This window comes from Enterobacter cloacae complex sp. P17RS, assembly GCF_014895885.1.
GTDB classification, from domain to species: domain Bacteria; phylum Pseudomonadota; class Gammaproteobacteria; order Enterobacterales; family Enterobacteriaceae; genus Enterobacter; species Enterobacter bugandensis.
This window is the reverse complement of sequence record NZ_JADBQK010000003.1, coordinates 596,396-616,884: the sequence shown is the minus strand read 5'-3', so window position 1 is coordinate 616,884 and position 20,489 is coordinate 596,396. Positions and strand designations below refer to the sequence as shown.

Annotated in this window: 24 protein-coding genes; 10 read left to right on the top strand and 14 right to left on the bottom strand. The window is 54.9% G+C overall.

From position 1 onward, the window contains the following. Window positions 1-82 precede the first annotated feature (82 nt). Together paaX and paaY are read left to right on the top strand one after the other, a co-directional pair. On the top strand, window positions 83-1,018 hold the full coding sequence (paaX, locus tag IM265_RS03835; RefSeq protein ID WP_193030550.1) for a phenylacetic acid degradation operon negative regulatory protein PaaX: 936 nt from the start codon (window positions 83-85) through the stop codon (window positions 1,016-1,018). Between the two features lie 9 nt (window positions 1,019-1,027). Then, a complete protein-coding gene (gene paaY, locus IM265_RS03830; RefSeq protein WP_028013037.1) occupies window positions 1,028-1,624 on the top strand; it encodes a phenylacetic acid degradation protein PaaY in 597 nt (198 codons plus the stop codon). Here the strand turns inward: paaY and IM265_RS03825 are convergent. Next, window positions 1,533-2,804 (bottom strand): serine hydrolase, encoded by a 1,272-nt coding sequence (locus IM265_RS03825; RefSeq protein ID WP_193030552.1) that lies wholly within the window; start codon window positions 2,802-2,804, stop codon window positions 1,533-1,535. The genes paaY and IM265_RS03825 overlap by 92 nt on opposite strands. 136 nt (window positions 2,805-2,940) lie before the next feature. Between IM265_RS03825 and IM265_RS03820 the strand changes: the two genes are divergently transcribed. Beyond that, a complete protein-coding gene (locus IM265_RS03820; protein WP_041910173.1) occupies window positions 2,941-3,423 on the top strand; it encodes a glutathione peroxidase in 483 nt (160 codons plus the stop codon). 117 nt (window positions 3,424-3,540) lie between these two features. On the opposite strand, the gene IM265_RS03815 is transcribed toward IM265_RS03820, so the two are convergent. After that, on the bottom strand, window positions 3,541-4,332 hold the full coding sequence (locus tag IM265_RS03815) for a sulfite exporter TauE/SafE family protein (protein WP_032674705.1): 792 nt from the start codon (window positions 4,330-4,332) through the stop codon (window positions 3,541-3,543). Window positions 4,333-4,441: 109 nt separating this feature from the next. On the opposite strand from IM265_RS03815, the gene IM265_RS03810 reads away from it, so the two are divergent. Further along, window positions 4,442-5,236 (top strand): helix-turn-helix domain-containing protein, encoded by a 795-nt coding sequence (locus tag IM265_RS03810; protein ID WP_028013041.1) that lies wholly within the window; start codon window positions 4,442-4,444, stop codon window positions 5,234-5,236. Window positions 5,237-5,289: 53 nt separating this feature from the next. Here IM265_RS03810 and IM265_RS03805 read toward each other — a convergent pair whose 3' ends face one another. Together IM265_RS03805 and IM265_RS03800 are read right to left on the bottom strand one after the other, a co-directional pair. Further along, window positions 5,290-5,910, bottom strand: a complete 621-nt coding sequence (locus tag IM265_RS03805) for a LysE family translocator (protein ID WP_045261416.1) — start codon at window positions 5,908-5,910, stop codon at window positions 5,290-5,292. A gap of 127 nt (window positions 5,911-6,037) precedes the next feature. Beyond that, window positions 6,038-6,640: an XRE family transcriptional regulator gene (locus IM265_RS03800; protein WP_045261415.1), complete on the bottom strand. Its 603-nt coding sequence runs from the start codon at window positions 6,638-6,640 to the stop codon at window positions 6,038-6,040. Window positions 6,641-6,683: 43 nt separating this feature from the next. On the opposite strand from IM265_RS03800, the gene IM265_RS03795 reads away from it, so the two are divergent. Then, window positions 6,684-7,379, top strand: coding sequence for a B3/4 domain-containing protein (locus tag IM265_RS03795; RefSeq protein ID WP_088205388.1), 696 nt, complete (start codon window positions 6,684-6,686; stop codon window positions 7,377-7,379). Between the two features lie 21 nt (window positions 7,380-7,400). Continuing rightward, entirely contained in the window at window positions 7,401-8,294 is an 894-nt protein-coding gene (locus IM265_RS03790; RefSeq protein WP_100170350.1) for a dihydrodipicolinate synthase family protein, read from the top strand. Window positions 8,295-8,339: 45 nt separating this feature from the next. Here the strand turns inward: IM265_RS03790 and IM265_RS03785 are convergent, their stop codons facing one another. Then, window positions 8,340-8,777 carry a VOC family protein gene (locus IM265_RS03785; RefSeq protein ID WP_074164051.1) on the bottom strand — a complete coding sequence of 146 codons (438 nt, stop codon included), beginning with the start codon at window positions 8,775-8,777 and terminating at the stop codon, window positions 8,340-8,342. A gap of 186 nt (window positions 8,778-8,963) precedes the next feature. On the opposite strand from IM265_RS03785, the gene IM265_RS03780 reads away from it, so the two are divergent. Continuing rightward, on the top strand, window positions 8,964-9,890 hold the full coding sequence (locus tag IM265_RS03780; RefSeq protein ID WP_048959099.1) for a LysR substrate-binding domain-containing protein: 927 nt from the start codon (window positions 8,964-8,966) through the stop codon (window positions 9,888-9,890). A gap of 42 nt (window positions 9,891-9,932) precedes the next feature. On the opposite strand, the gene IM265_RS03775 is transcribed toward IM265_RS03780, so the two are convergent. Then, a complete protein-coding gene (locus IM265_RS03775; protein ID WP_088205391.1) occupies window positions 9,933-10,403 on the bottom strand; it encodes a hypothetical protein in 471 nt (156 codons plus the stop codon). 293 nt (window positions 10,404-10,696) lie between these two features. On the opposite strand from IM265_RS03775, the gene IM265_RS03770 reads away from it, so the two are divergent. Next, a complete protein-coding gene (locus IM265_RS03770; protein WP_028013049.1) occupies window positions 10,697-11,173 on the top strand; it encodes a WbuC family cupin fold metalloprotein in 477 nt (158 codons plus the stop codon). A gap of 51 nt (window positions 11,174-11,224) precedes the next feature. Here IM265_RS03770 and IM265_RS03765 read toward each other — a convergent pair whose 3' ends face one another. From IM265_RS03765 to IM265_RS03735, 7 genes are all read right to left on the bottom strand, one after another. Continuing rightward, window positions 11,225-11,824, bottom strand: coding sequence for an NAD(P)H-dependent oxidoreductase (locus tag IM265_RS03765; RefSeq protein ID WP_088205393.1), 600 nt, complete (start codon window positions 11,822-11,824; stop codon window positions 11,225-11,227). Window positions 11,825-11,898: 74 nt separating this feature from the next. Then, entirely contained in the window at window positions 11,899-12,492 is a 594-nt protein-coding gene (locus IM265_RS03760) for a TetR/AcrR family transcriptional regulator (protein WP_063153977.1), read from the bottom strand. Window positions 12,493-12,526: 34 nt separating this feature from the next. Then, window positions 12,527-15,616 carry an efflux RND transporter permease subunit gene (locus IM265_RS03755; RefSeq protein ID WP_193030554.1) on the bottom strand — a complete coding sequence of 1,030 codons (3,090 nt, stop codon included), beginning with the start codon at window positions 15,614-15,616 and terminating at the stop codon, window positions 12,527-12,529. Continuing rightward, complete coding sequence (locus tag IM265_RS03750) at window positions 15,613-16,722, bottom strand: efflux RND transporter periplasmic adaptor subunit (RefSeq protein ID WP_193030556.1); 1,110 nt, start codon at window positions 16,720-16,722, stop codon at window positions 15,613-15,615. The genes IM265_RS03755 and IM265_RS03750 overlap by 4 nt, the downstream gene beginning before the upstream one ends. Before the next feature lie 74 nt (window positions 16,723-16,796). Then, the gene (locus IM265_RS03745; RefSeq protein WP_047368492.1) at window positions 16,797-17,411 is read right to left on the bottom strand and encodes a TetR/AcrR family transcriptional regulator; all 615 of its coding nucleotides are present in this window, start codon (window positions 17,409-17,411) and stop codon (window positions 16,797-16,799) included. 196 nt (window positions 17,412-17,607) lie between these two features. Beyond that, on the bottom strand, window positions 17,608-17,922 hold the full coding sequence (locus IM265_RS03740; RefSeq protein ID WP_063437355.1) for a PTS sugar transporter subunit IIB: 315 nt from the start codon (window positions 17,920-17,922) through the stop codon (window positions 17,608-17,610). Between the two features lie 84 nt (window positions 17,923-18,006). Beyond that, window positions 18,007-18,474 carry a nuclear transport factor 2 family protein gene (locus IM265_RS03735; RefSeq protein ID WP_193030558.1) on the bottom strand — a complete coding sequence of 156 codons (468 nt, stop codon included), beginning with the start codon at window positions 18,472-18,474 and terminating at the stop codon, window positions 18,007-18,009. Window positions 18,475-18,575: 101 nt separating this feature from the next. On the opposite strand from IM265_RS03735, the gene IM265_RS03730 reads away from it, so the two are divergent. Next, window positions 18,576-19,157 carry a TetR/AcrR family transcriptional regulator gene (locus tag IM265_RS03730; protein ID WP_048960628.1) on the top strand — a complete coding sequence of 194 codons (582 nt, stop codon included), beginning with the start codon at window positions 18,576-18,578 and terminating at the stop codon, window positions 19,155-19,157. An 85-nt stretch (window positions 19,158-19,242) separates the two neighbouring features. Further along, the gene (locus IM265_RS03725; RefSeq protein WP_028013054.1) at window positions 19,243-19,644 is read left to right on the top strand and encodes a VOC family protein; all 402 of its coding nucleotides are present in this window, start codon (window positions 19,243-19,245) and stop codon (window positions 19,642-19,644) included. Between the two features lie 67 nt (window positions 19,645-19,711). Here the strand turns inward: IM265_RS03725 and IM265_RS03720 are convergent, their stop codons facing one another. Continuing rightward, window positions 19,712-20,488 carry a hypothetical protein gene (locus IM265_RS03720; RefSeq protein ID WP_045261405.1) on the bottom strand — a complete coding sequence of 259 codons (777 nt, stop codon included), beginning with the start codon at window positions 20,486-20,488 and terminating at the stop codon, window positions 19,712-19,714. Window position 20,489 lies beyond the last annotated feature (1 nt).

The following is a 20,489-nucleotide window of genomic DNA, read 5'->3' as shown; positions in this document are numbered from 1 at the left end:
TATGTCCCCGGACCGTACATAGGGAGAGGGCCAGGGTGAGGGGCTTATGCTATGATTCATCCAGGACAAAAATAACAAAAGAATGAATCACATGAATAAACTCGACGCCTTTATCCAGCACGCGGTCAGCTCGGTTCCCGTCAGCGGAACGTCGCTTATCTCCTCGTTATACGGTGACGCGCTTTCCCACCGCGGCGGCGAGATTTGGCTCGGCAGCCTGGCCGCCTTACTGGAAGGCATGGGATTTGGCGAGCGCTTCGTGCGCACCGCGCTGTTTCGCCTCAACAAAGAGGGCTGGCTGGACGTCTCCCGCATCGGGCGGCGCAGCTTTTACCGCCTGAGCGATAAGGGGCTACGGCTGACGCGTCGCGCGGAGAATAAGATTTATCGCGCAGAGCTGCCCGCCTGGGACGGCAAATGGCTGCTGCTGCTCTCCGAAGGGCTGGATAAAACTACGCTCGCGGATGTGAAAAAACAGCTCATCTGGCAAGGATTTGGCACGCTGGCACCGAGCCTGATGGCCTCGCCGTCCCAGCATCTGGCGGACGTGCAGTCCCTGCTTCACGATGCCGGCGTGGCGGAAAACATGATCTTCTTTGAAGCCCACTCGCCGCTGGCGCTCTCCCGCGCCGCGCTGCGTTCGCGGGTGGAAGAGTGCTGGCAGTTAACCGAGCAAAACGCGATGTACGAGTCGTTTATCAACTCGTTCCGCCCGCTGCTGCCGCTGCTGAAGGAGGCCGCGCCGGAGGAGCTGACGCCGGAGCGCTGCTTCCAGATCCAGCTGCTGCTGATTCACTTTTATCGCCGCGTGGTGCTGAAAGACCCACTGTTGCCGGAGGAGTTACTGCCCGCGCACTGGGCGGGGCAAAGCGCCCGACAGCTCTGCATTAATATCTATCAGCGTGTCGCGCCGGGGGCGCTGGCGTTTGTCAGCGAGAAGGGCGAAACCTCCGTGGGTGAACTGCCCGTGCCCGGCACGCTCTACTATCAACGCTTTGGTGGTCTTACAAGCGCATAAGGAGTGAAGATGCCAGTTTATCAAATTGACGGTCTGACGCCGGTGGTACCTGACGAAAGCTATGTTCACCCAACGGCGGTGCTGATTGGCGACGTAATTCTGGGTAAAGGCGTTTATGTTGGTCCTAATGCCAGCCTGCGCGGTGATTTTGGCCGTATCGTGGTGAAAGATGGCGCGAACATTCAGGATAATTGCGTGATGCACGGTTTCCCGGAGCAGGACACGGTGGTGGAGGAAGAGGGGCATATCGGCCACAGCGCCATCCTGCACGGCTGCATCATCCGCCGCAACGCGCTGGTGGGTATGAACGCGGTGGTGATGGATGGGGCAGTGATCGGTGAAAACAGCATCGTCGGCGCGGCGGCGTTCGTGAAGGCGAAAGCGGAGATGCCTGCCAACCACTTGATTATCGGCAGCCCGGCGAAAGCGATTCGCGAGCTGAGCGAGCAGGAGATGGCGTGGAAGCGGCAGGGCACGCGGGAGTATCAGGTGCTGGTGGAGCGCTGCAAGCTAACTATGCACCAGGTTGAGCCGCTGCGCGAGGCTGAGCCTGACCGGAAACGGCTGGCGTTTGACGAGAACTTAAGGCCGAAGTCGGCGATGTAGGGGTAAGGCCGTCTTTTTTCGCCATATCCATCAGTAGCGCGATGCCAATATAGTTGCTCCAGTTAAAGATATTTTGCAGCACCACCACCGCATTGCCTTTCTCTTTGTCATAGCCGATGAAGCTGGAGTAGCCGCCGATATAGCCGACCTGATAGGTGATTTTTTCCAGACCGATAAAGTCGGTGGTCCAGGCAATGCCCTGCACCCCGTCGGGGCGTTGAATATCGGTATTTCTGACTTCGTCAAAGACGCTGTCCAGCAAGGGATTGTGGGTCGTAGAGACGTGATAGCGGGCATAGGCCGCCAGATCTTCGGCGTTACTGTACAGGCTTGCCGCCGCCACCATGTTGTTGGAAAAATGCCAGTCTGGCGTAAGCTGCCCGCGCGGGATGAATTTTGGCTGATCGCCCGCGTGGCCGAGCGCCCGCTGGGGGTATCCTTTGAGCTTCTGGGGCGTAAAGCTGCTGTTATCCATATGCAGCGGACGGAAAATATAGCGCGAGGCTAAACTTTGTATATCTTCGCCGGTTTTGTGCTTCAGGATATAGCCAATCAGGGCGTAGCCGGTATTCGAGTATTGCGGAGTTTTATCTCTCGGCGCGCGCCAGTTCGCCAGATAACGCAGCACGTTATCGCTGTCCAGTTCACCGTAGAAATTATCACCCGTGCCTAAGTAGCGGATGAATTTTCCGAGCATCGGAACGTCCATATTCTGGCGCGGAAGGCCGGAGGTGTGGGTTACCAGCTCCAGCAGGGTGATTTTTTGTGCATCCTTACTTAGCGGCGTTCCCGGCGGTAGCAATGTCGCCAGGCTGTCGTTCCAGTTCAGTTGCCCCTCACTCACCAGACAGGCCACCACTTCCGCCGTGATCCCTTTGCTGAGCGAGCCGAGCGCAAACAGGGTATCGGGCCTGACCGGGTAGCGGTTGACCGCATCGGTAACGCCCCAGGTGTAAAACTGAGGCGAGCCGTGATTATGGATTACCGCGACCGTCATTCCTGGAACGGACTTTTGCGCCATGTAGTGACGCACCACGCTGTCAACGTCGCCATCCAGCGATTCATGGGTGAGGAGTTCCTGGGTACCTTCCGGGGAGGACATTTGCGAGAGCGTGCCACAACCGCTGAGGAATGGGATAGCAAGCAGAAGCCAGCGAATTTTTTTTGTGATGTTCTGCATACCTGATAGCGAGTGTGGTGGTCATTGGCGCGGCGGGAATGTATCACAAATAGCCTGTTTGAATGTAAACTTTCTGTACGGAGGCCGCCGCGTGGGTGGTCATAGCAGCTTTTCGGCCTGCTTTGAGGATTTCAGCATGACACGCTTTCATCAGCTTACCGCCACCCGCCTGGATGGCAGTCTTATCTCAATGGCCGACTATGCGGGGAAGGTGGTTTTGGTCGTCAATACCGCCAGCCAGTGCGGCTTTACGCCTCAGTATGCGGGTCTCGAAGCGCTATACAAGAAATACGCCGAACAAGGGTTAGTGGTGCTGGGCTTCCCCTGCAACCAGTTCGGTAAGCAGGAACCCGGCGACGCCGATGAAATCTCAAAGACCTGTTACATTAACTACGGCGTCAGTTTTCCCATGTTCGGGAAAGTTGAGGTCAATGGCGCTGAAGCACATCCGATGTTTCGTTATCTGAAAAGCGAATTGCCTGGCGTGCTGGGTGGGCGGATCAAGTGGAACTTTACTAAGTTTCTGATCGGACGCGACGGTAAGCCGCTCAAGCGTTTTGCACCGATGACGACGCCAGAGAAAATGGAGGGGGCAATTGTTGCGGCACTGGGAAGATGAGTGTTTTTGTCGCCAGAGCCATCCATTTGCCGGGTATAGCCGAAATTCATAATGTCCGCTCTGTGCCAGGAGCGGACGTTGGTACAGGTAGCCCAGTAGTCGCCGCGATGGATGGGTTTACTGGAGCAGCATCGCCAGTAGCACCAGGCACAGCAGTATTACATAGATTCGTGCGTGCCATATGTCAGGTAAAGCAGGTATAACCCGACGGCTAAAAACTATTCCAGCCCAGCCCGTCAGTACCAACAGGCCTAAAATTTTCAGGCTGATGAAACCGAGAAATCCGCTCACCGGAATATTTTGCCAACCAATGACTGCATACGTCACGGCACCACACAGCGCGACAGGCAGAGAAAGCGGGTTAGAAGCGCTAATACATTCACCCATCGCATAGCCGTGTCGCCGTAATAATGGCACTGTCATCACGCTGCCACCCACGCCCAGCAATGCGGCTATCATGCCGATGATCACTCCGCCGCCCGTTACCACAGAAAGTGACAAGCGACGCGGGGAACTGCAGCTAAAAAAACCTTTGCGCAACAAACAATCGCCAATGGTTACCAGCATATAAAGAATGAACAGTGCGCGAACAATATTCTCGCTGAAGACTCCCGCCAGACAGGAACCCACGACAGCCCCGATGGCGATAAACCATAATAATGGGAACAATGTCTGCGCTGAAAGTTTGCCGGCGCGCCAGTTTCGATAGCTGACCCAGCCCGCGTTAAATATCATCACCGCCGTTGAGGTAGCAACCGCGATATGCATGGCGTTTCCTGCCAGCTCAGACTGCCGCAGCATCAATTGATAAACAAATGGCACCACGACAAAACCGCCCCCAAAACCAAAGAGCACCGTGGTGATACCGGTAGTAAAGCCTGCCAGTGCAATAATTGCGATATCGTTCAAGAGAATATCCCCGACCTGAAAATGAGCGAGCAGCTTATACCGGTAGCATCCTGCTTCCCATTTGCGCAGCGCTCAATTACCTTTGTAAATCGTTCAGACGGAGACCGGTGTGCGCAACGTAAAAATTGAAGATGTCGATAAGCTCGATCGTGAAGTGGTGGCGTTAGGCAATGACTATGCGCAGGGATTTATACTGCCACAACACCAACATCGCCGCGCGCAGCTGCTGTATGGTGCAACGGGTCTCATGTACGTCTCAACCTGTAACGGAGAGTGGGTTGTACCCCCACAACATGCAGTATGGATCCCACCCGAAACCCCTCACGCTGTCCGGTTTGTAGGTGTGACCACGCGTAGCTTATATATTGAACCAACATGCGTGACGGGATCGATTAAGTATCGACACTGTAAGGTGATCAGCGTATCGCCATTGTTACGTCAGTTGTTGCTTGATGCCGTGGATTTGCCGCTGATGTATGACAGCGCACGCGACCGTGCGCTGGTAAATCTGCTGTTACTGGAACTGGCGGAAATGCCGGTTCGCGAATTCGATATTCCGCTGCCACAACATCCGGCTCTGCTGGCTCTTTGTCAGGCGTTTTTACTCAACCCCTCAATCCATGACCCTGCTGAGCGCTGGGCCAGTACGCTGTTTATGAGCGCCAGTACCTTTCGTCGACTTTTCTTACGGCAAACCGGCATGTCATTTTCTGCATGGCGACAGCGAGCCTGTGTCGTCAGTGCACTGACGTTGCTGATAACAGGTAAACCGGTGAATGAAGTGGCACTCACTCTCGGATACGACAATGCATCATCTTTCGCCACGATGTTCCGCCGTGTCACGGGACAGCCGCCTTCGTATTATCGGCTTGATTTCAAAAGCTTCACAGGGCACCGTTCATAACGTCAGTTATGTGACCACAGCGGACGTTCTGAGCTGTGTTAGCGTTAATCAGGTTATCTTGTGCTGAGTGCAAGTTTAGCCGCAAAGCACAAAAACAATCCTCCTGTAGCTCTGTCCATTCCCCTGACAACACTGCTTTTCTTCAGTATGGCTGATGCAAAGTGCGTGGATAAAATGAGCGTGACTGACCACATTGTCCCTATTGCGACATGAATGCTGACAAGTATAAAAGTCCATACAAAAGGGGAATGCCCGGCAGGTATGAATTGAGGTAAAAAAGAGACATAGAAAATACCCATTTTAGGATTGAGTACATTTCCCAGCATTCCTTTTATAAACCAGTTCCCCGCTGAAGGATTAACGCCATCGCCGTGATTGAAAGATGAACGTGGCCGCCTCAGCAGTTGTAAACCCAGCCAGCAAAGGTAAGTCGCACCACAAATTTTCAGCATGGTATAAGCGAGCTCTGACACCGCCAGCAGCGCTCCCAGTCCCAGCGCAACAAGTGCGCCCCAGATAAAACAGCCAGTATCAATTCCAAGAGCTGCCTGAAAAGCCTTCTTTCCACCTTCAGCACATGCCGTTCGTAGAATGAGTGCCGTATCCAGGCCCGGAGTGAGGGTGAGCAGTAGTGCAGCGAGAGAGAAGGCAAGGAGAGAATCAGTAACAGACATTTTCTTTATCCGAAAGAGTGGATGTTACCCCCTTACTTTGCGCCAATCAATTAGACAAAGGCAGTTATGTGAATAAATTGTAAATTGCTTTAATGAGACAAGCCCTGCTGGCATACCGGGCTACAACTCAGGACGCTTTCTCATGCACTGTCATGATGAATACCAATGGGTTCTTCTCCCGGTTTTCATAGAAATGAGGAACGTCCGTTCTGGCAGTTGCCGAACAGCCAGTTTTTATCTGATACACGTGATCCTGTACGCCGAGTGTGAGCGTGCCCGACTGAACATAAAACAGTTCAAGCGTTCCTTCCGCGTGGCCGGGTGACGCAAACTTTTCCCCGGGCTGCATTTCCCACATCCAGAGCTCGGTCATATCAGGGCCACCCGATCCTGCGAGCAATCTTGCTCTCCCGCCTGTTTCACCTTGCCACAATTCTGGGATCTCATCTTCAGCAATGAGATGCACGGTCGGTTTGGCACTGACATCCACAAAATCAGCCACCGAAACCCCCATCGCGGCAGCCAGGCGACATAACAGGGCAATGCTGGGATTCGCCCGGCATCCCTCTATCTCAACCAACGCTCCCTTACTTACACCCGCCTGACGCGAGAGTTCATCCAGGGAGATTTTCTTTTGCTTACGATACAGTTTAATTCGCTGCGAAACGGCTTCATTCACGGAGCTGGCGATCGAATTTGCATCGGTCATTAAATTGACTTTTTTGGTCATTGGTCATTATCATGGAATAAATTGGTCATTACAGGATTATCACGTGTTAACAGTATCTCCGTCAATTTCTCCTGAAATTTATCGTATTGCTCCCGGTTTTCGGGCGCTCAGTATCCGCGTAAAAGCTGCGCCAGTGCTTAATCCCGGCACTGGAGAAACGGCGCTGCGAGAAGCCTGTGAGGCGGTTCTGGCCGGTGAGCCTGCCTGGGCGGAATCTCATCTGGCGGCATGGGCCGACGTTTTTCAAAAATTTGGGGCTAAACCTAAACGCACCCCTTGCTCAGCGGATGCGTTACGCAAGCGCGTCTTACGTGACGGAACGATGCCAGCGCTCGATCCTGTCGTTGATCTTTATAATGCCGTCAGTCTCCGCTATGCCGTTCCGGTTGGTGGAGAGGATCTCTCTGCCTATCAGGGGGCGCCGCGTCTGACTGTGGCAAAAGGAACAGAACCTTTTGATACGGTCAAAGAGGGAGAGACCACCGTTGAGTATCCTTCACAAGGTGAGGTTATCTGGTGTGATGATATCGGCGTGACCTGCCGTCGCTGGAACTGGCGACAGGGGATCAGAACCCGCTTAGGCGTGGAAGCGCAGCAAATGTGGTTCATTCTGGAGAGTCTCCCGCAGATGCCGCTGGAGACGCTTCACGAAGCCGGAAAAATGCTGACCGACGGCCTGGAAAAAATGATGCCCGGTCTGTGGTTTGACGTTGCTCTCATCGAAGAACAACAGCAGTAATATCCTTCAGGAGAAACATGTATGTTTACCGGCTTGTCGGCATTTCCATTAACCCCAGTCACCGCCAGCGGCGTGGATGAAAAGGGTTTCAGCCATATCCTTTCCCGTCTTACAGACGCTCGGGTTGATTCTATGGGCATCCTGGGGTCAACCGGAAGCTACGCCTATCTGACCCGGGAGCAGCGCAAGCGCGTAGCAACGCTGGCCAAACAGCATGCAGGCAACATCCCCATGATGGTGTGTGTGGGAGCGGTCAGTACCGATGCCATTCTGCATCTGGCAGATGATGCACAGGCCGCTGGTGCAAATGCGCTGTTACTCCCGGCGGTCAGCTACCAGCCACTCCGTGACGAAGAAGTCTTCACACTCTTTGAGACCGTTACCCGGCACGTGTCTGTACCGGTGTGTATCTATGATAATCCGGGCACGACGCATTTTACCTTTACGGATGAACTCCACGGTCGTCTCTCATCACTTGAGGGTGTTCGCTCGGTCAAGATCCCTGGCGTCCCGAATAGCCCCGCTGCAGCAACTGAGCGGGTGAAGGCGTTACGTCAACATCTGAACCCTGGCGTAACAATCGGTATCAGTGGCGACGCTTATGCGGGACTGGGATTAAACGCCGGTTGTGAAGTGTGGTATTCCGTGTGTGGAGGTCTGTTCCCTGAGATGGCGAAACAAATCACTGAAGCCGCGGCGGCAAACGATCGTCAACGCGTTACAGCCCTGACAACCCGCCTTGAGCCATTGTGGTCGCTGTTCCGTAAACATGGCGGCAGTATTCGCGTTATTGCCGCTGCTGCTGGCGTGCTTGGTCTTACCGACATGGATTGCCTGCCTCGCCCTCTGCAACCATTGTCAGCTGGCGACATCGCGGATATTGCCCATGTGATAAGCACGCTGGAGCTGAAGTGATCTCCGCAGGACTGGGTGTCTACCGGTCCTTACAGCAAAATTTTATTATTGAAGTGACTCTTCTTCGCCTGATAGCTTATCTGCATCAGGAGAATAATGCTGGCAAACGCACGCCAGTTTATGTCCGTCAGGATCGCGCAGATAGGCAACATAAAAGTCGGGGCCGTAGGCGGTTCGTGTACCGGGCACGCCTTCATTTTTCCCACCCGCACGGAGGCCCGCTGCATGGAAGCGTCTGACAATGTCCGCGTTATCTGCTCTGAAAGCGAACATTGTCCCGTTTCCCGCCGTCGCGGGTTGCTGGTCAAAAGGAGGACAAATGCAGAAGCTAAATTCGTCATCCTGATGATTTTCGTTTCCCCACATTGCCCAGCTATCAGTCCAGGCGGGCAGACGTGTATAGCCCAGCACGTTAAAAATAGCGTCATAAAAGTTCACGGCGCGCTGAAAGTCATTTGTCCCAATCGTGATATAAGCCAGCACTTTAAACATCCTCTTTTCCGTCAGTCTGAACAGAGATTATCGCAAAGTAGCTATCTTCATCACCACCCAGGCCAGGATCATCGGCATACCTCAGCTGGACGCCTCGGCGATAAAAATTTTTGGCTGACGTCATCGTGTGCCGATAATACAAAAACTGTATGATTACACCTTCCAAAAAGGGAATGTATGTCTTTACCGCCACTGTATGCGCTGCGCGCGTTCGAAGTTGCCGCACGGCTGAACTCGTTCAGCAAAGCGGCTGAAGTCCTGAATATCACGCCGGGGGCGGTCAGCAGGCATGTCCGCACGCTTGAGATGTGGTTCGACTGCGAGCTGTTTAAACGGCAGGGACCGAGAGTGGAGGTCAGCGACGCCGGGCGTATTCTGGCCGGGCAGCTTAGCGAAAGTTTCTCGAATATTGAGTGGGCCTGTCGCGCATTCAAAAGTGAAAACCATCTTCTGCGCCTCAAGGCCCCCAGCACACTGACGATGCGATGGCTTCTCAATGTGCTTAAATCCTTTCGGGAGAATCATGCGAAGCCGAAAATCGAAATCGCCAGCGTCTGGATGGACTTCGACACGGTTGACTTCAGTCGGGAGCCCTACGATTGTGCGATCCTCCTCGGTAACGGCTATTTCGGCGAGTCAACGGAGAGCAGGCTACTGTTCAGCGAATGGCTTATTCCGGTTTGTACGCCGTCTTTGCTGGAGTCTGCCCGGCATCAGCTTCCTGAGTGCGATCTTATTCATCCGTCACCGGACCGACGGGACTGGAAGCGCTGGCTGAAAAGGACGGGCTTATTCCCCGGCCTCGACATGAGCGGTGGGATCGTGTTCGACACCCTGGAGCAGGGAAGCCTTGCGGCCATGCACGGACACGGCGTGGCGATGGCCGATCTCCGGCTCACGCTCGACGCGCTGAAAAGCGGCTTGCTCGCGCTGCCCTTCCGGGAGGCGATAGCAACTGGGGATGGTTACTATCTTGTCTGGCCGAAAAATTCGCTCAGAGGACAGAGTATTGAACGGTTGCTGGCCTGGCTTAACCTCAATTCGCCGGTCGTTCCTTCGCTGGATATCGTCTGTCTTGAGTATAATGAAAAGCGGCTGTCTTAAATTAAACAGGATATTCCTTACGGACTATCCTGTTTAATAAGTTTACGCGTAGGGTATATTCGCCATCTTCTTATATCTTTCCGGCAGTGCGCTATTCAGGTTAAGTAATTTATCCAGAATATAAAGCGCTGGCGTCCCCTTTGCGCGCTCTTCGTCGATCAGCGAAGAACGTAGCACATTGGCAGCCGAGGTCATTTTACGAAAATACTCTTCTGATTCCGGCGTCTGTACTTCACCGGACTCGGCGTAACGCACCCGTGGCCAGTCCGCGAAGTCAGGCTGGGGGAAGAGTCCGACGTCTTTTGTAATATGTGCTGAGAGTAGCTCCTCGGCATTGCCAGGAGCGTTCTGGGCAAATGAGAGCAGGTGCAGTCGATGTATAAATGGCGAAAGCGCTTCTGAACGATGACTTTCTGAGGAAAGTAAGGTGATTAGCGCAGGTATTTTTTCATCAGCGGTGCTTTTTTCTGGTGAGAGGGTTTTCAATAAATGGAATAAAACATCGAGTGTCATAGGTGCTCCATATCCGCACATTATTATTTATTGTTTTTACGTCGCTATCTGTTTTTGACAGCGGTATACCAGGGGTAAATGGATGGTATTTCAGTGCGGTTATGTTTGAAAAACGATAAATAGTTGGCATTAATGTGAGTTTTACTCAATGTGGCGCTCTGGGCTCCAACATTGCAGATCCTCTCACGGCAGCGTTTTGTTTCACAAATGCCTTAGCTTATCGGCTTTTCAGGATGGTATAACGTCGTGCAGCAATCGGCTTGCCGTTAATCGCCACATTCTCAAAGGCTTATATGAAACAAATTACTTTTAGTGACCTGCAGCAGCAAAGCGAGCAGGCCGCACATTCTCCTCGCTTACGCGCACACCGTAATTTACACCCTGACCTGAGCGATCCGGTGCAGCGCCTGGCCATTGCAATGGAACCCGGTACCTATGTCCGCCCCCATCGCCATCCGCACACGTTTGAACTGCTGACGGCGCTGAGCGGTCGCTTTCTGGTGCTGAATTTTGACGACAGCGGAAACGTGACCCGGCGCGTGGTGTTAGGCGAAGAGTGTAAAGTCCTGGAGATGGATGCCGGAACCTGGCATGCCGTGCTGTCGCTGGATAAAGGCGGCGTCATTTTTGAGGTAAAACACGGGGCGTATCAGCCCGTGCCTGAGCACGATACCGCCCCGTGGTCGCCTGCTGAGAACGCGCCAGGTACTGTAGAGTTGATGAAATGGTACGCCCAGGCGCAGGTGGGTGATAGGCGTTTTACCCTGTAATTTTCCTGTAGTGTTCCCGGCGCGCAGAAAAGCGCGCCAGCACCGTATGGTTTACTGGATGTCGCCGAGTCTTTGCAGGAATTCCTCAACCTGCTCAGGCGTAGCCGTGTCTGCCTGGTAAAGGATTTCGAGCTTAACGTTCTTCAACCCGCAGAAGCCAAATACCCCTTCGATTATCTGCGTCTGAATCGCCGTCGAATAGCCGTGTTTGTCGAAGCCGGTAAGATCGCTACCGCCGGTGGCAATCAGGCGGACGGGAACATCACGTAAGTTGCCCACAATCCGGCCGTCGTCGGCCACCTTATACGCCCAGTTCAGGGTTAACACGCGATCGAACCAGCCTTTCAACAGCGCGGGAACCGACCACCAGTACACCGGGAAGACGAATACCAGCATATCCGCGCGCTCGACGCGCTTTTGCTCGCGCAGAATATCGTCGGGAAGGGCGCTCGGATCGCCGTGATACAAATCGAGATCGGCGCGGGTCATCGCCGGATTAAACCCTTCAGAATGCAGATCGGCGATCTCAACCTGCGTACCTTCCTCGCGTAATTTCCCGGCAATACGGGCTGCCAGCGTATGGGATAACGAATTGTCGATCGGGTGTGCCGTCACGATCAGCGCGTTTTTAATGGCATGGGTTGCAGACATAGCGACCTCCAGATGGGGGAGAAGTGATGCCTATATTACTATTGGTAACTTAGGTGTCAATCCGCCCCCGGCGATCATTTTGTGCTATTCGCGTAGGTCTCCAGCACCCCGGTCATGACGCCGCTGAGCATATCTTCCGCTACATTCCGGGCGAGCACGCCGTTGCCCGCCGAGGTGCTGAGCGCCTCCGCCGCGCCAATGATGGCCGTCAGTACCGCTTCTCCCTGAACACCTTTTAAGACGATAAAAGGAGAAAGCGCGGTGCGCAGGCAGTCGGCGCATTCGGCCACGCATGCTTCCCGAAACGTCTGCAGCGCGCGAGAACCGGACAGCGCCGCGGCGATTGGCCCAGTTTCAGGCCCGGCGGCAATGGCACAGTCGATATAGGCCGCGCTGAAAAAGCGGATCGTCTTCTCCAGCGTTTTGCTGTCTACCGCCAGCGTCTCGCGGAATTTCGCCAGCTGCCGATCGCTATAGTCCTGATACAGTGCCATCAATAGCCCCTCACGATCGCCAAAGTGGTCGTAGGGGATAGGCTTGGTCACGTTAGCCCGTTCTGCCAGATAGCCAAGGGTCAACGCCTCCGTGCCTTGCTGACGCACGATCCCTCGCGCAACCTCCAGCAGCTGCACGCGGCGGTCCTCTTTTCTTAAGCGCTTAACAACCATGCTTGCCTCAGGTCAGTTATCTACTGATGGTAGTTTACACATTTTCCGTGGCATGCTGCACGCGTTGTTCAACCGGGCGGATCCGGAACCAGATCGCATACATCGCAGGCAGGAAGACGAGCGTAATGATCGTCCCGCCCAGCGTGCCGCCGATCAGCGTCCAGGCCAGCGTGCCCCAGAATACCGAATGCGTCAGGGGAATGAACGCCAGCACGGCCGCCATGGCGGTGAGTAAGACCGGCCGCGCTCGCTGGACCGTCGCCTCGACCACCGCCTGGAACGGATCGAGGCCGTCCCTCTGGTTATGATCGATTTGACCGATCAGGATCAGCGTATTGCGCATCAGAATGCCAGAAAGGGCGATCAGGCCGACCAGCGCGTTGATGCCAAACGGCTGATTAAATATCAGCAGGGTCGGCACAACGCCAATCAGCCCCAGCGGCGCGGTTAAGAACACCATGACCATCGCGGAGAGTGAGCGCACCTGCAAAATGATGATCAGCAGCGTCAGGGCAATCATGATCGGGAACAGCGGTAACATGGCCTGCGTGGCTTTACCCGACTCCTCAATCGACCCCGCCATGTCAATGCGGTAGCCGGCCGGCAGCGTATCAACGATCGGCTGGAGCTGCTTCATGAAGGCGACCGACACGTCCGGCGGCTGAAGATTGTCGGCGATATCGCCCCGTACGGTAATCGTGGGGGTGCGATCGCGACGGCGAAGGACCGGGTCTTCCATGCCGACCTCTATCTTGCCAATTTGAGACAGTGGCACGCGCTGTCCCGCATGGCCGACCAGGGTAAAGCCTTCGATTTTTGCCGGGTCAAGGCGGATATCACCTGCCGCGCGGGCAACGACCTCTACCGATCGAATATCTTCCCGAACGGAGGTGACAGGCACGCCTGAGAGCAGGAACTGAAGCTGCCCGGCAACGGCGCTGGAAGTTAAGCCGGTCGCCTGCAGGCGGTTCTGATCGAGAGTGAAATGGAGCACCGGAACGCGCGAGCCCCAGTCGGTGTTAACGGTTCGCATCATCGGGCTTGCCTGAAGCACGGCTTTCACCCGTTCGGCGATGTCCTGCACCTGTTTGACATCCGGCCCTGACACGCGCCAGGCAACCGGGAAAGGCGAGTAGGGGCCAAACACCAGCTGCGTCACCCGCACGCGGGCTTCGGGGGCAAGGCCGCTGGCGACGGCCTCCCTGAGCCTGAACTTGAGCGCCTCGCGTGACGTCTCGCTGTCCGTCAGGACCACGATTTTCGCAAAAGAGGGATCGGGCAGCTCGGGGGCCATTGCCAGATAGAAACGGGGCGAGCCCTGACCAATATAGGCCGTGACGATTTTGGCTTCTGGCTGCTTGCCCAGCCACGCTTCTATTTTTGCAGTAGCGGCGCTGGTTTGCGCAATCGAGGTACCATAAGGCATCTGTACTTCAACCAGCACTTCCGGGCGATCGGAGGTCGGGAAGAACTGTTTTTTTACCAGCCCCATGCCGAGCACGGCCAGAATGAAAATGGCGACCACGGACCCGGCCACGCGCCATTTTCTGGCGATAACGCGGCCAAGCAGCTGGCGAAAACGGTTATAGCGAGGCGTGTTATAGATGGCGGCATGGCCGCCTTCCACTTTGGGGATCGCCGGCAGGATCTTCACCCCCAGATACGGCGTGAACACCACCGCAACAAACCATGAGGCAATCAGAGCGAGGCCGACAATCCAGAACATATTGCTGGTGTATTCCCCGGCTGTCGACTGGGCAAACCCATTCGGCATAAAGCCAATCGCCGTCACCAGGGTACCGGCCAGCATCGGCGCGGCGGTGTGGCTCCAGGCGTAGGCTGAGGCTTTGATTCTGTCGTAACCTTCCTCCATTTTCACCACCATCATTTCGATGGCGATAATGGCATCGTCAACCAACAGGCCGAGGGCGAGGATCAGGGAGCCCAGCGTGACGCGGTCAAAGTTTATTCCCGCGGCCTCCATCACCACGAAGACGACCGCCAGCGTCAGCGGGACCGCCGCCGCGACCACCACGCCCACGCGCCAGCCCATGCTGATAAAACAGACCACCATAACCACGAGCAGGGCGACAAAGAATTTGATCATAAACTCATCAACCGACGAGCGGATATTCACGGACTGGTCGGTAACCTTGGTCAGGGTCATGCCAAGCGGCAGGCTATCATTGATTTTCGCCGTCTCCGCATCCAGCGCTTTACCCAGCGCCAGGCCGTTCCAGCCCTCACGCATGACAACACCCAGCAGCAGGGCGGGTTCATGCTGATTGCGTATCAGCATCGTCGGGGGATCTTCATAGCCTCGTTCAACCGTTGCCACATCCGACAGCGTGAGCGTTTTGCCCTGAGCGACTAAAGGCGTATCGCGGATTTTCTGCAGTTCATCGAACGCGCCGTCCAGGCGGATAAAAATCTGCGCGCCCCGGGTCTCAATGGCGCCCGCCGCGGCCAGGGCATTCTGGTCGTTGAGGGCATTGAAAATATCCTGCGGTGAGAGGCCCATCGTCGCCAGACGGTCATGGGAGAAGGCGATATAAATCCGCTCGGCCTGTTCACCGATGATATTCACTTTTTTGACCCCTGGAACGTGCAGAAGCTGCTGGCGCAGGCCTTCGGCATCGCGTACCAGTTGCCGCTGCGGTTCGCCTTTTGCTTTCAGAGCAAAAAGGGCAAAGGTGACATCCGAGAATTCGTCATTGATCATCGGGCCGATGACGCCCGCCGGGAGACGCTGGGATTCATCCCCAAGCTTTTTACGCGCCTGATAGAACTCCTCCTGCACCTCAGAAGGCGGGGTTTTGTCCTGCAGTGACAGGGTGATAAACGCCATGCCGGGGCGGGTATAGGTTTCCGTACGGTCATACCATTTGAGTTCCTGCAGGCGCTTTTCCAGCGGTTCGGCCACCTGATCCTGGATCTCCTGCGCGGTTGCGCCCGGCCAGACGGCAATTGCCGTCATCTGCTTCACGGTGAAGGGCGGATCTTCCGCGCGTCCCAGTCCAAAAAAAGCGTAAATACCGGCAATCGTCACCAGAACGATCAGAAACAGCGTGACGGAACGCTCGCGGACGGCCAGCGCGGACAGGTTGAAGCGACTTTGGCTCATGGCGCGTTCTCCGCCGGAGCGGCATGGCGTTGTTCTGCCAGCCTGACAACTTCACCTTCGTGCAGAAGATGGGCGCCTAACGCAACAATCTTCTCCCCGGGCTTCACGCCGCCCGTGACCTGGACCGCATCTTCGCCCACGCTCAGCACCTTAACCGGCGTCCATGTGACCTTTTCCGGCTGGGCGGAAATACGCCAGACGCCGGGCCCTTTACCCGCATCATAGAGTGAGGCCAGCGGGACCTGCATGGCCTGACCTTCCGCTTTCGGGTCTTCAAGGCTGAGCGTGACGGTCGCCCCCAGCGGCGCGTTCGCCAGCTGGCCAGCCAGCACGTAGCGTGCTTCATACGTCCGGGTTGTGGCATCCGCGGAGTCAGACAGTAGGCGCAACGTGGCGGTGACCGGGTGTTGTTCACGGCCATAAAGCGTGGCTCGTGCTTCGCTGCCGACGGCAGGGCGCAGCGTCTCCGGAAGCTGCACGAGCGCTTCGCGCTGTCCCGCTCTGGCAAGGCGGATCGCCACCTGCCCGGCGCTGACCACCTGACCGGGTTCGGCAAGCGTCTCCATCACCACGCCGTCTGAATCCGCCAGCAGGACGGCATAGCCCGTGGCGTTTTGCGCCACGTTGGCCTGCGCCCGGGCGGCGCTGAGATCCGCCCTGGCCGTATCGGCCGCCGCTTTAATCTGATCGTACTCCGCGGCGGACACCGCGCCGGATGCCACCAGACCGCGATAACGCGCCTCATCGCTGGTGGCTTTTCTCGCCCGCGCCTGGGCAGCATCCACCGCGCGCTGCTGCGCCTGAGCCTGTAATTTCAGGTCAACCGGATCCAGGCGCAGTAAGGGCTGGCCCTGTTTGACAGTCTGCCCGGTATCCACCAGACGTTCGAGGATTTTACCCTGAACCCTGAAGCCCAGGTCGCTTTGCGTTCTTGCCACCACCACGCCCGTAAAGGTGCGAGCGGCTGGATTCGCCATCTCGACGGAGGCGGATCTGACAAGCGGTGGCCTGGTGCGTGGATCGTCACTCGCGGAAATATCGCCGCATGCCGCGAGGGCAAACGGCAGAAGACATATGGCAAGGCGGGCTGAAGTGAGCCTGAGCATGGGAAACCCTTTTGAAGTAACAGGACAGTTTCCGCATTCTGTGATTAGTGACCAATAAAGTCAATGGTCACTAATCAGGGGGCAAGGCTTCTTAAAATCAGTGAGGAGAGGAGTACCGCTGCCGTTGGGGCAGTTTCAAGGTTGTACTGCAGCTGAACGGGGTTAATGTAAGGGCACATCACCATGTAAACGGCGCAGGTGACCTCATCCAGCGGCGTCTTCCTTTCGAACTCTCCAGCCTGTCTGCCTTCGATAATGATGCTCTCAATCAGCTTCAGGAGGCTTTCGGTATACCTTTCCGTCGAAGGCCACTTCTCCCGTGACGCGACGGCGGCGATGTCGTAGAGCTTGCGATCGTGGAAAAACAGCTCGCTTCCGGCCTCGGTAAGTGCTTTGAAGAGACGGCGGATTTTTTCGCTGGCTGACGGCGCATCCGCAATGGCGGAAAGCACGGCCGTCATGATCAGCTCCAGGCGGTTAGCGCAGATCACCTCGCCGATAGCCTGCTTGGAATCGAAGAACTTATAAATGTAGGATTTTGAAAAACCGATAGATTTCGCCAGCTCGGCGACGGTGGTTTTTTCATAGCCGTAGTGACCGAAGTGCTCAAAGGCCGCTTCGACGATTTGCTCTCTGACAGAATGGTCAAGTGGACCACGTATTGATGGGGCGTTCATAGTTTTAGTCATTATGTAAGCTTAGCGTGACGAGCTACGATTGACAACGAGTGACCATTTCGTATTTTGGTTACATCCGTTTTCGTCGTGAGCCGTTCAGACGGGACGATCAACCAGGTGGGGTAAGTGTATCACTGTTTTTCGCGCGCTATGGCATCTATCTGTCTGCGGGGACGAGGAGGCCGCAATAGCGATGCGGCCTTGTCTGTCAGGCAGCCAGTTCAGGCATTTGCTCCTTTACGAAATTCAACACCTTCTTCGCGTCCAGAGACGCGTAGGGAAGACTCTCAATGATAGCGATTGAACGTGTATTGCCCACCGTTGCGTGTATCTCGTCGAGTTTGTACTGAATGTGCGGCGCGATAAGAAAACCGTCGAAAGCGGGGGCGACGCTGGCGAAGTTATCCAGCCCAACGGCGCTAATCATCAGTGGATAGCTTTCTTGTTCTGCCAGGGACTGCATTTTTTTGGCAAGAGCGTTTGCGGTATTACCGAACAAACAACATATCAGAAGCTTTTTCATATTTTGTTCCTCCTGAAAACCGCTCATAGGGTAGTCCTGAGGTGGTCACCGAAATGCGCGCTATCTCTGATTTTGGTGACAAAACTATAACCCCAGATCGCTCAATGAGGGATGATCGTCCGGGCGTCTACCCAACGGCCAGTGGAACAGTCGCTCGGATTCTTTTATCGGCATATCGTTAACGCAGGCAAAACGGCGCTTCATCAGTCCGTCCGGTTCAAACTCCCAGTTTTCATTGCCGTACGAGCGGAACCAGTTGTCGGAATCATCATGCCATTCATAGGCATAGCGCACCGCGATCCGGTTGCCCGTAAATGCCCAGAGCTCTTTAATCAGACGATAGTCGAGCTCTTTTTTCCATTTCCGCGCCAGAAACGCCTGGGCTTCTTCACGGCCATTGGCGAATTCCGCACGGTTGCGCCATTGGGTATCCAGCGAATAGGCCAGCGCGACTTTCGCCGGATCCCGACTGTTCCAGCCATCTTCTGCCAGTCTGACCTTTTCGATCGCGCTTTCACGGGTGAAGGGCGGTAAGGGTGGGCGTGTGTTCATGGCGATTACCTCTGTATGATGAAGTAGACAGGTCTGTCTACTTGCGCTAATCTATGCCTGAAAAATAACGCTGTCAACATCCGTTTTGAGGCTACCGAAAAGTGAAAACCGAGCACGCAGGCAACGAAGCAAAAATCAGCGTCAGGGATAAAATATTACTGACGGCGCACGATCTTTTTTATTCCAATGGCTTCAGGGCGACGGGGGTGGATACGCTGATTAAAGAGGCGAAGGTGACCAAGGTGACGTTTTATCGCCATTTTCCGAGTAAAAGTTTACTGATTCTCGCCTACCTGCACTATCGACATGAAATATGGATCAGCTGGTTTGAGACCACGCTGCGTCGACATCTTGATGAAGGCGAAATACCTTCTGATGCGATATCTGCAACCCTTTATGAATGGTTTATTTCGCCCGAGTTCCACGGCTGCGCGTTTATTAATGCCAGCGCAGAAGCCAAATCCGAAGATATAGAAAGCGAAATAAAAGCGATATGCCGCGGTCATAAAATCGAAACTAAGAATATGATTGCGTTGCTGACGAAGATCGCTGATGAGCGCGTCGTCAATGAAATCATGCTGCTTATTGACGGCGCCATTATTCATGCACAGATGGGCATGGATTCAGAGACGGTAATAAATGTGCTAAAAAGGGGATTAGAGGCGTTGACCGGTCAGAAATAAGTCCTGAATCTGCCGCAAGTATTACGGTAGCTGGAATATCGACTCACCGAATCGGTAAGCTATTTATCCAAAGGAAACGAAAAATATGAGAACGCAGAAACGATGCCTGGGATGCGTGGCTATCGTGGTTGATGACTACGATCGCGCCATTGAATACTACACCGACAGGCTGGGTTTTACCCTCGTAGAGGATACGCCCCAACCGGGGAAACGCTGGGTCGTCGTCTCACCCAACCCGGAAAGCGACTGCAATATCCTGCTGGCTCGTGCCTCCAACGAAAGGCAGGAAGGTTTTATCGGTAATCAAAGCGGTGGAAGAGTTTTCCTGTTCCTTCAGACGGATGACTTTTGGCGCGATTACCATGCCATGAAAGCAAAAGGCGTTCATTTCTGCGAAGAACCGCGTGAGGAAGAGTACGGTACGGTGGTGGTGTTTGAAGATATTTACGGCAACCGCTGGGATCTTTATCAGAATGCGCAACCGTGAATATCACCATAAATGATGTGTCATTCGCCTTTCGTCGTGCACGCTTCCCAGCAGAGCGTACTCAACATTATGGGGACGTCTGGCTCTCGTCCCGCTGTGCCAGCGACAGCGCGCTGGCGCTGGCAGGATCGAACAGCGAGATGCTCTCAATCTGATTGAGTAAAATCACCTTGCGGAATGACATGGCGCTGCGGGGTTCAGAGTCGAGCGTAATGTCATGCTCCGCATACCACCTGCTGTAATTATTCTCGATACGCAGATTCATCGTCTTCGCATCCCGGTACCCGCTCAACATTGGGATCAGCACGATATTGGCCGTTTTTTCATATTCCAGCGTCGCGGTGTGGATCATGCCGACGTAAATCCGTCTCGAGCGGAGTGTGACCTGCGCCAGCTCGCCTTGTTCCATACACTGATAGAGCAGTTGTTCAATCCCGCTCGCCTGCGCAAGCCGTTTGTAGAGCTTTTTCCTGCTCTCGCCGTCCAGCCTGGCGCTTCCTGCCCAGTTAGAGCGGTAGAGGCAAAACAGAATGGCAAACGCCAGCATTACGACCACCGGCGCCTGAATGCCTAAAAAACTCCAGTTCATAAAGTCGATTTGCCAGTCGGTGTATTTCGGTGAGGCAAAGTGAAAAGCGTTGTTGGCGGCGGAAAGGGCGAACAGCAGCAGCCAGAGCAATCCCGTGGCGATTACGCCCTGCAGAACGAAAATACAGCCGTAAAGCGCGACGAGAAAATAGACGTCCCAGCCAAAGGAACGCTTGATTTTAAAGCGGGTCGACAGGTCGCGGCTGGTGTACCAGTACCCGCAGACCATCAGCACCATAAATATCGCCGTTCCCATA

Excerpts from the sequence above, each read along its gene's own strand:
- paaX (WP_193030550.1), top strand. The coding sequence starts at position 83 with ATGAATCACATGAATAAACTCGACGCCTTTATCCAGCACGCGGTCAGC.
- paaY (WP_028013037.1), top strand. The coding sequence starts at position 1,028 with ATGCCAGTTTATCAAATTGACGGTCTGACGCCGGTGGTACCTGACGAA.
- IM265_RS03825 (WP_193030552.1), bottom strand. The coding sequence starts at position 2,804 with ATGCAGAACATCACAAAAAAAATTCGCTGGCTTCTGCTTGCTATCCCA.
- IM265_RS03820 (WP_041910173.1), top strand. The coding sequence starts at position 2,941 with ATGACACGCTTTCATCAGCTTACCGCCACCCGCCTGGATGGCAGTCTT.
- IM265_RS03805 (WP_045261416.1), bottom strand. The coding sequence starts at position 5,910 with ATGTCTGTTACTGATTCTCTCCTTGCCTTCTCTCTCGCTGCACTACTG.
- IM265_RS03800 (WP_045261415.1), bottom strand. The coding sequence starts at position 6,640 with ATGACCAAAAAAGTCAATTTAATGACCGATGCAAATTCGATCGCCAGC.
- IM265_RS03790 (WP_100170350.1), top strand. The coding sequence starts at position 7,401 with ATGTTTACCGGCTTGTCGGCATTTCCATTAACCCCAGTCACCGCCAGC.
- IM265_RS03780 (WP_048959099.1), top strand. The coding sequence starts at position 8,964 with ATGTCTTTACCGCCACTGTATGCGCTGCGCGCGTTCGAAGTTGCCGCA.
- IM265_RS03775 (WP_088205391.1), bottom strand. The coding sequence starts at position 10,403 with ATGACACTCGATGTTTTATTCCATTTATTGAAAACCCTCTCACCAGAA.
- IM265_RS03770 (WP_028013049.1), top strand. The coding sequence starts at position 10,697 with ATGAAACAAATTACTTTTAGTGACCTGCAGCAGCAAAGCGAGCAGGCC.
- IM265_RS03765 (WP_088205393.1), bottom strand. The coding sequence starts at position 11,824 with ATGTCTGCAACCCATGCCATTAAAAACGCGCTGATCGTGACGGCACAC.
- IM265_RS03760 (WP_063153977.1), bottom strand. The coding sequence starts at position 12,492 with ATGGTTGTTAAGCGCTTAAGAAAAGAGGACCGCCGCGTGCAGCTGCTG.
- IM265_RS03755 (WP_193030554.1), bottom strand. The coding sequence starts at position 15,616 with ATGAGCCAAAGTCGCTTCAACCTGTCCGCGCTGGCCGTCCGCGAGCGT.
- IM265_RS03750 (WP_193030556.1), bottom strand. The coding sequence starts at position 16,722 with ATGCTCAGGCTCACTTCAGCCCGCCTTGCCATATGTCTTCTGCCGTTT.
- IM265_RS03745 (WP_047368492.1), bottom strand. The coding sequence starts at position 17,411 with ATGACTAAAACTATGAACGCCCCATCAATACGTGGTCCACTTGACCAT.
- IM265_RS03740 (WP_063437355.1), bottom strand. The coding sequence starts at position 17,922 with ATGAAAAAGCTTCTGATATGTTGTTTGTTCGGTAATACCGCAAACGCT.
- IM265_RS03735 (WP_193030558.1), bottom strand. The coding sequence starts at position 18,474 with ATGAACACACGCCCACCCTTACCGCCCTTCACCCGTGAAAGCGCGATC.
- IM265_RS03725 (WP_028013054.1), top strand. The coding sequence starts at position 19,243 with ATGAGAACGCAGAAACGATGCCTGGGATGCGTGGCTATCGTGGTTGAT.
- IM265_RS03720 (WP_045261405.1), bottom strand. The coding sequence starts at position 20,488 with ATGGGAACGGCGATATTTATGGTGCTGATGGTCTGCGGGTACTGGTAC.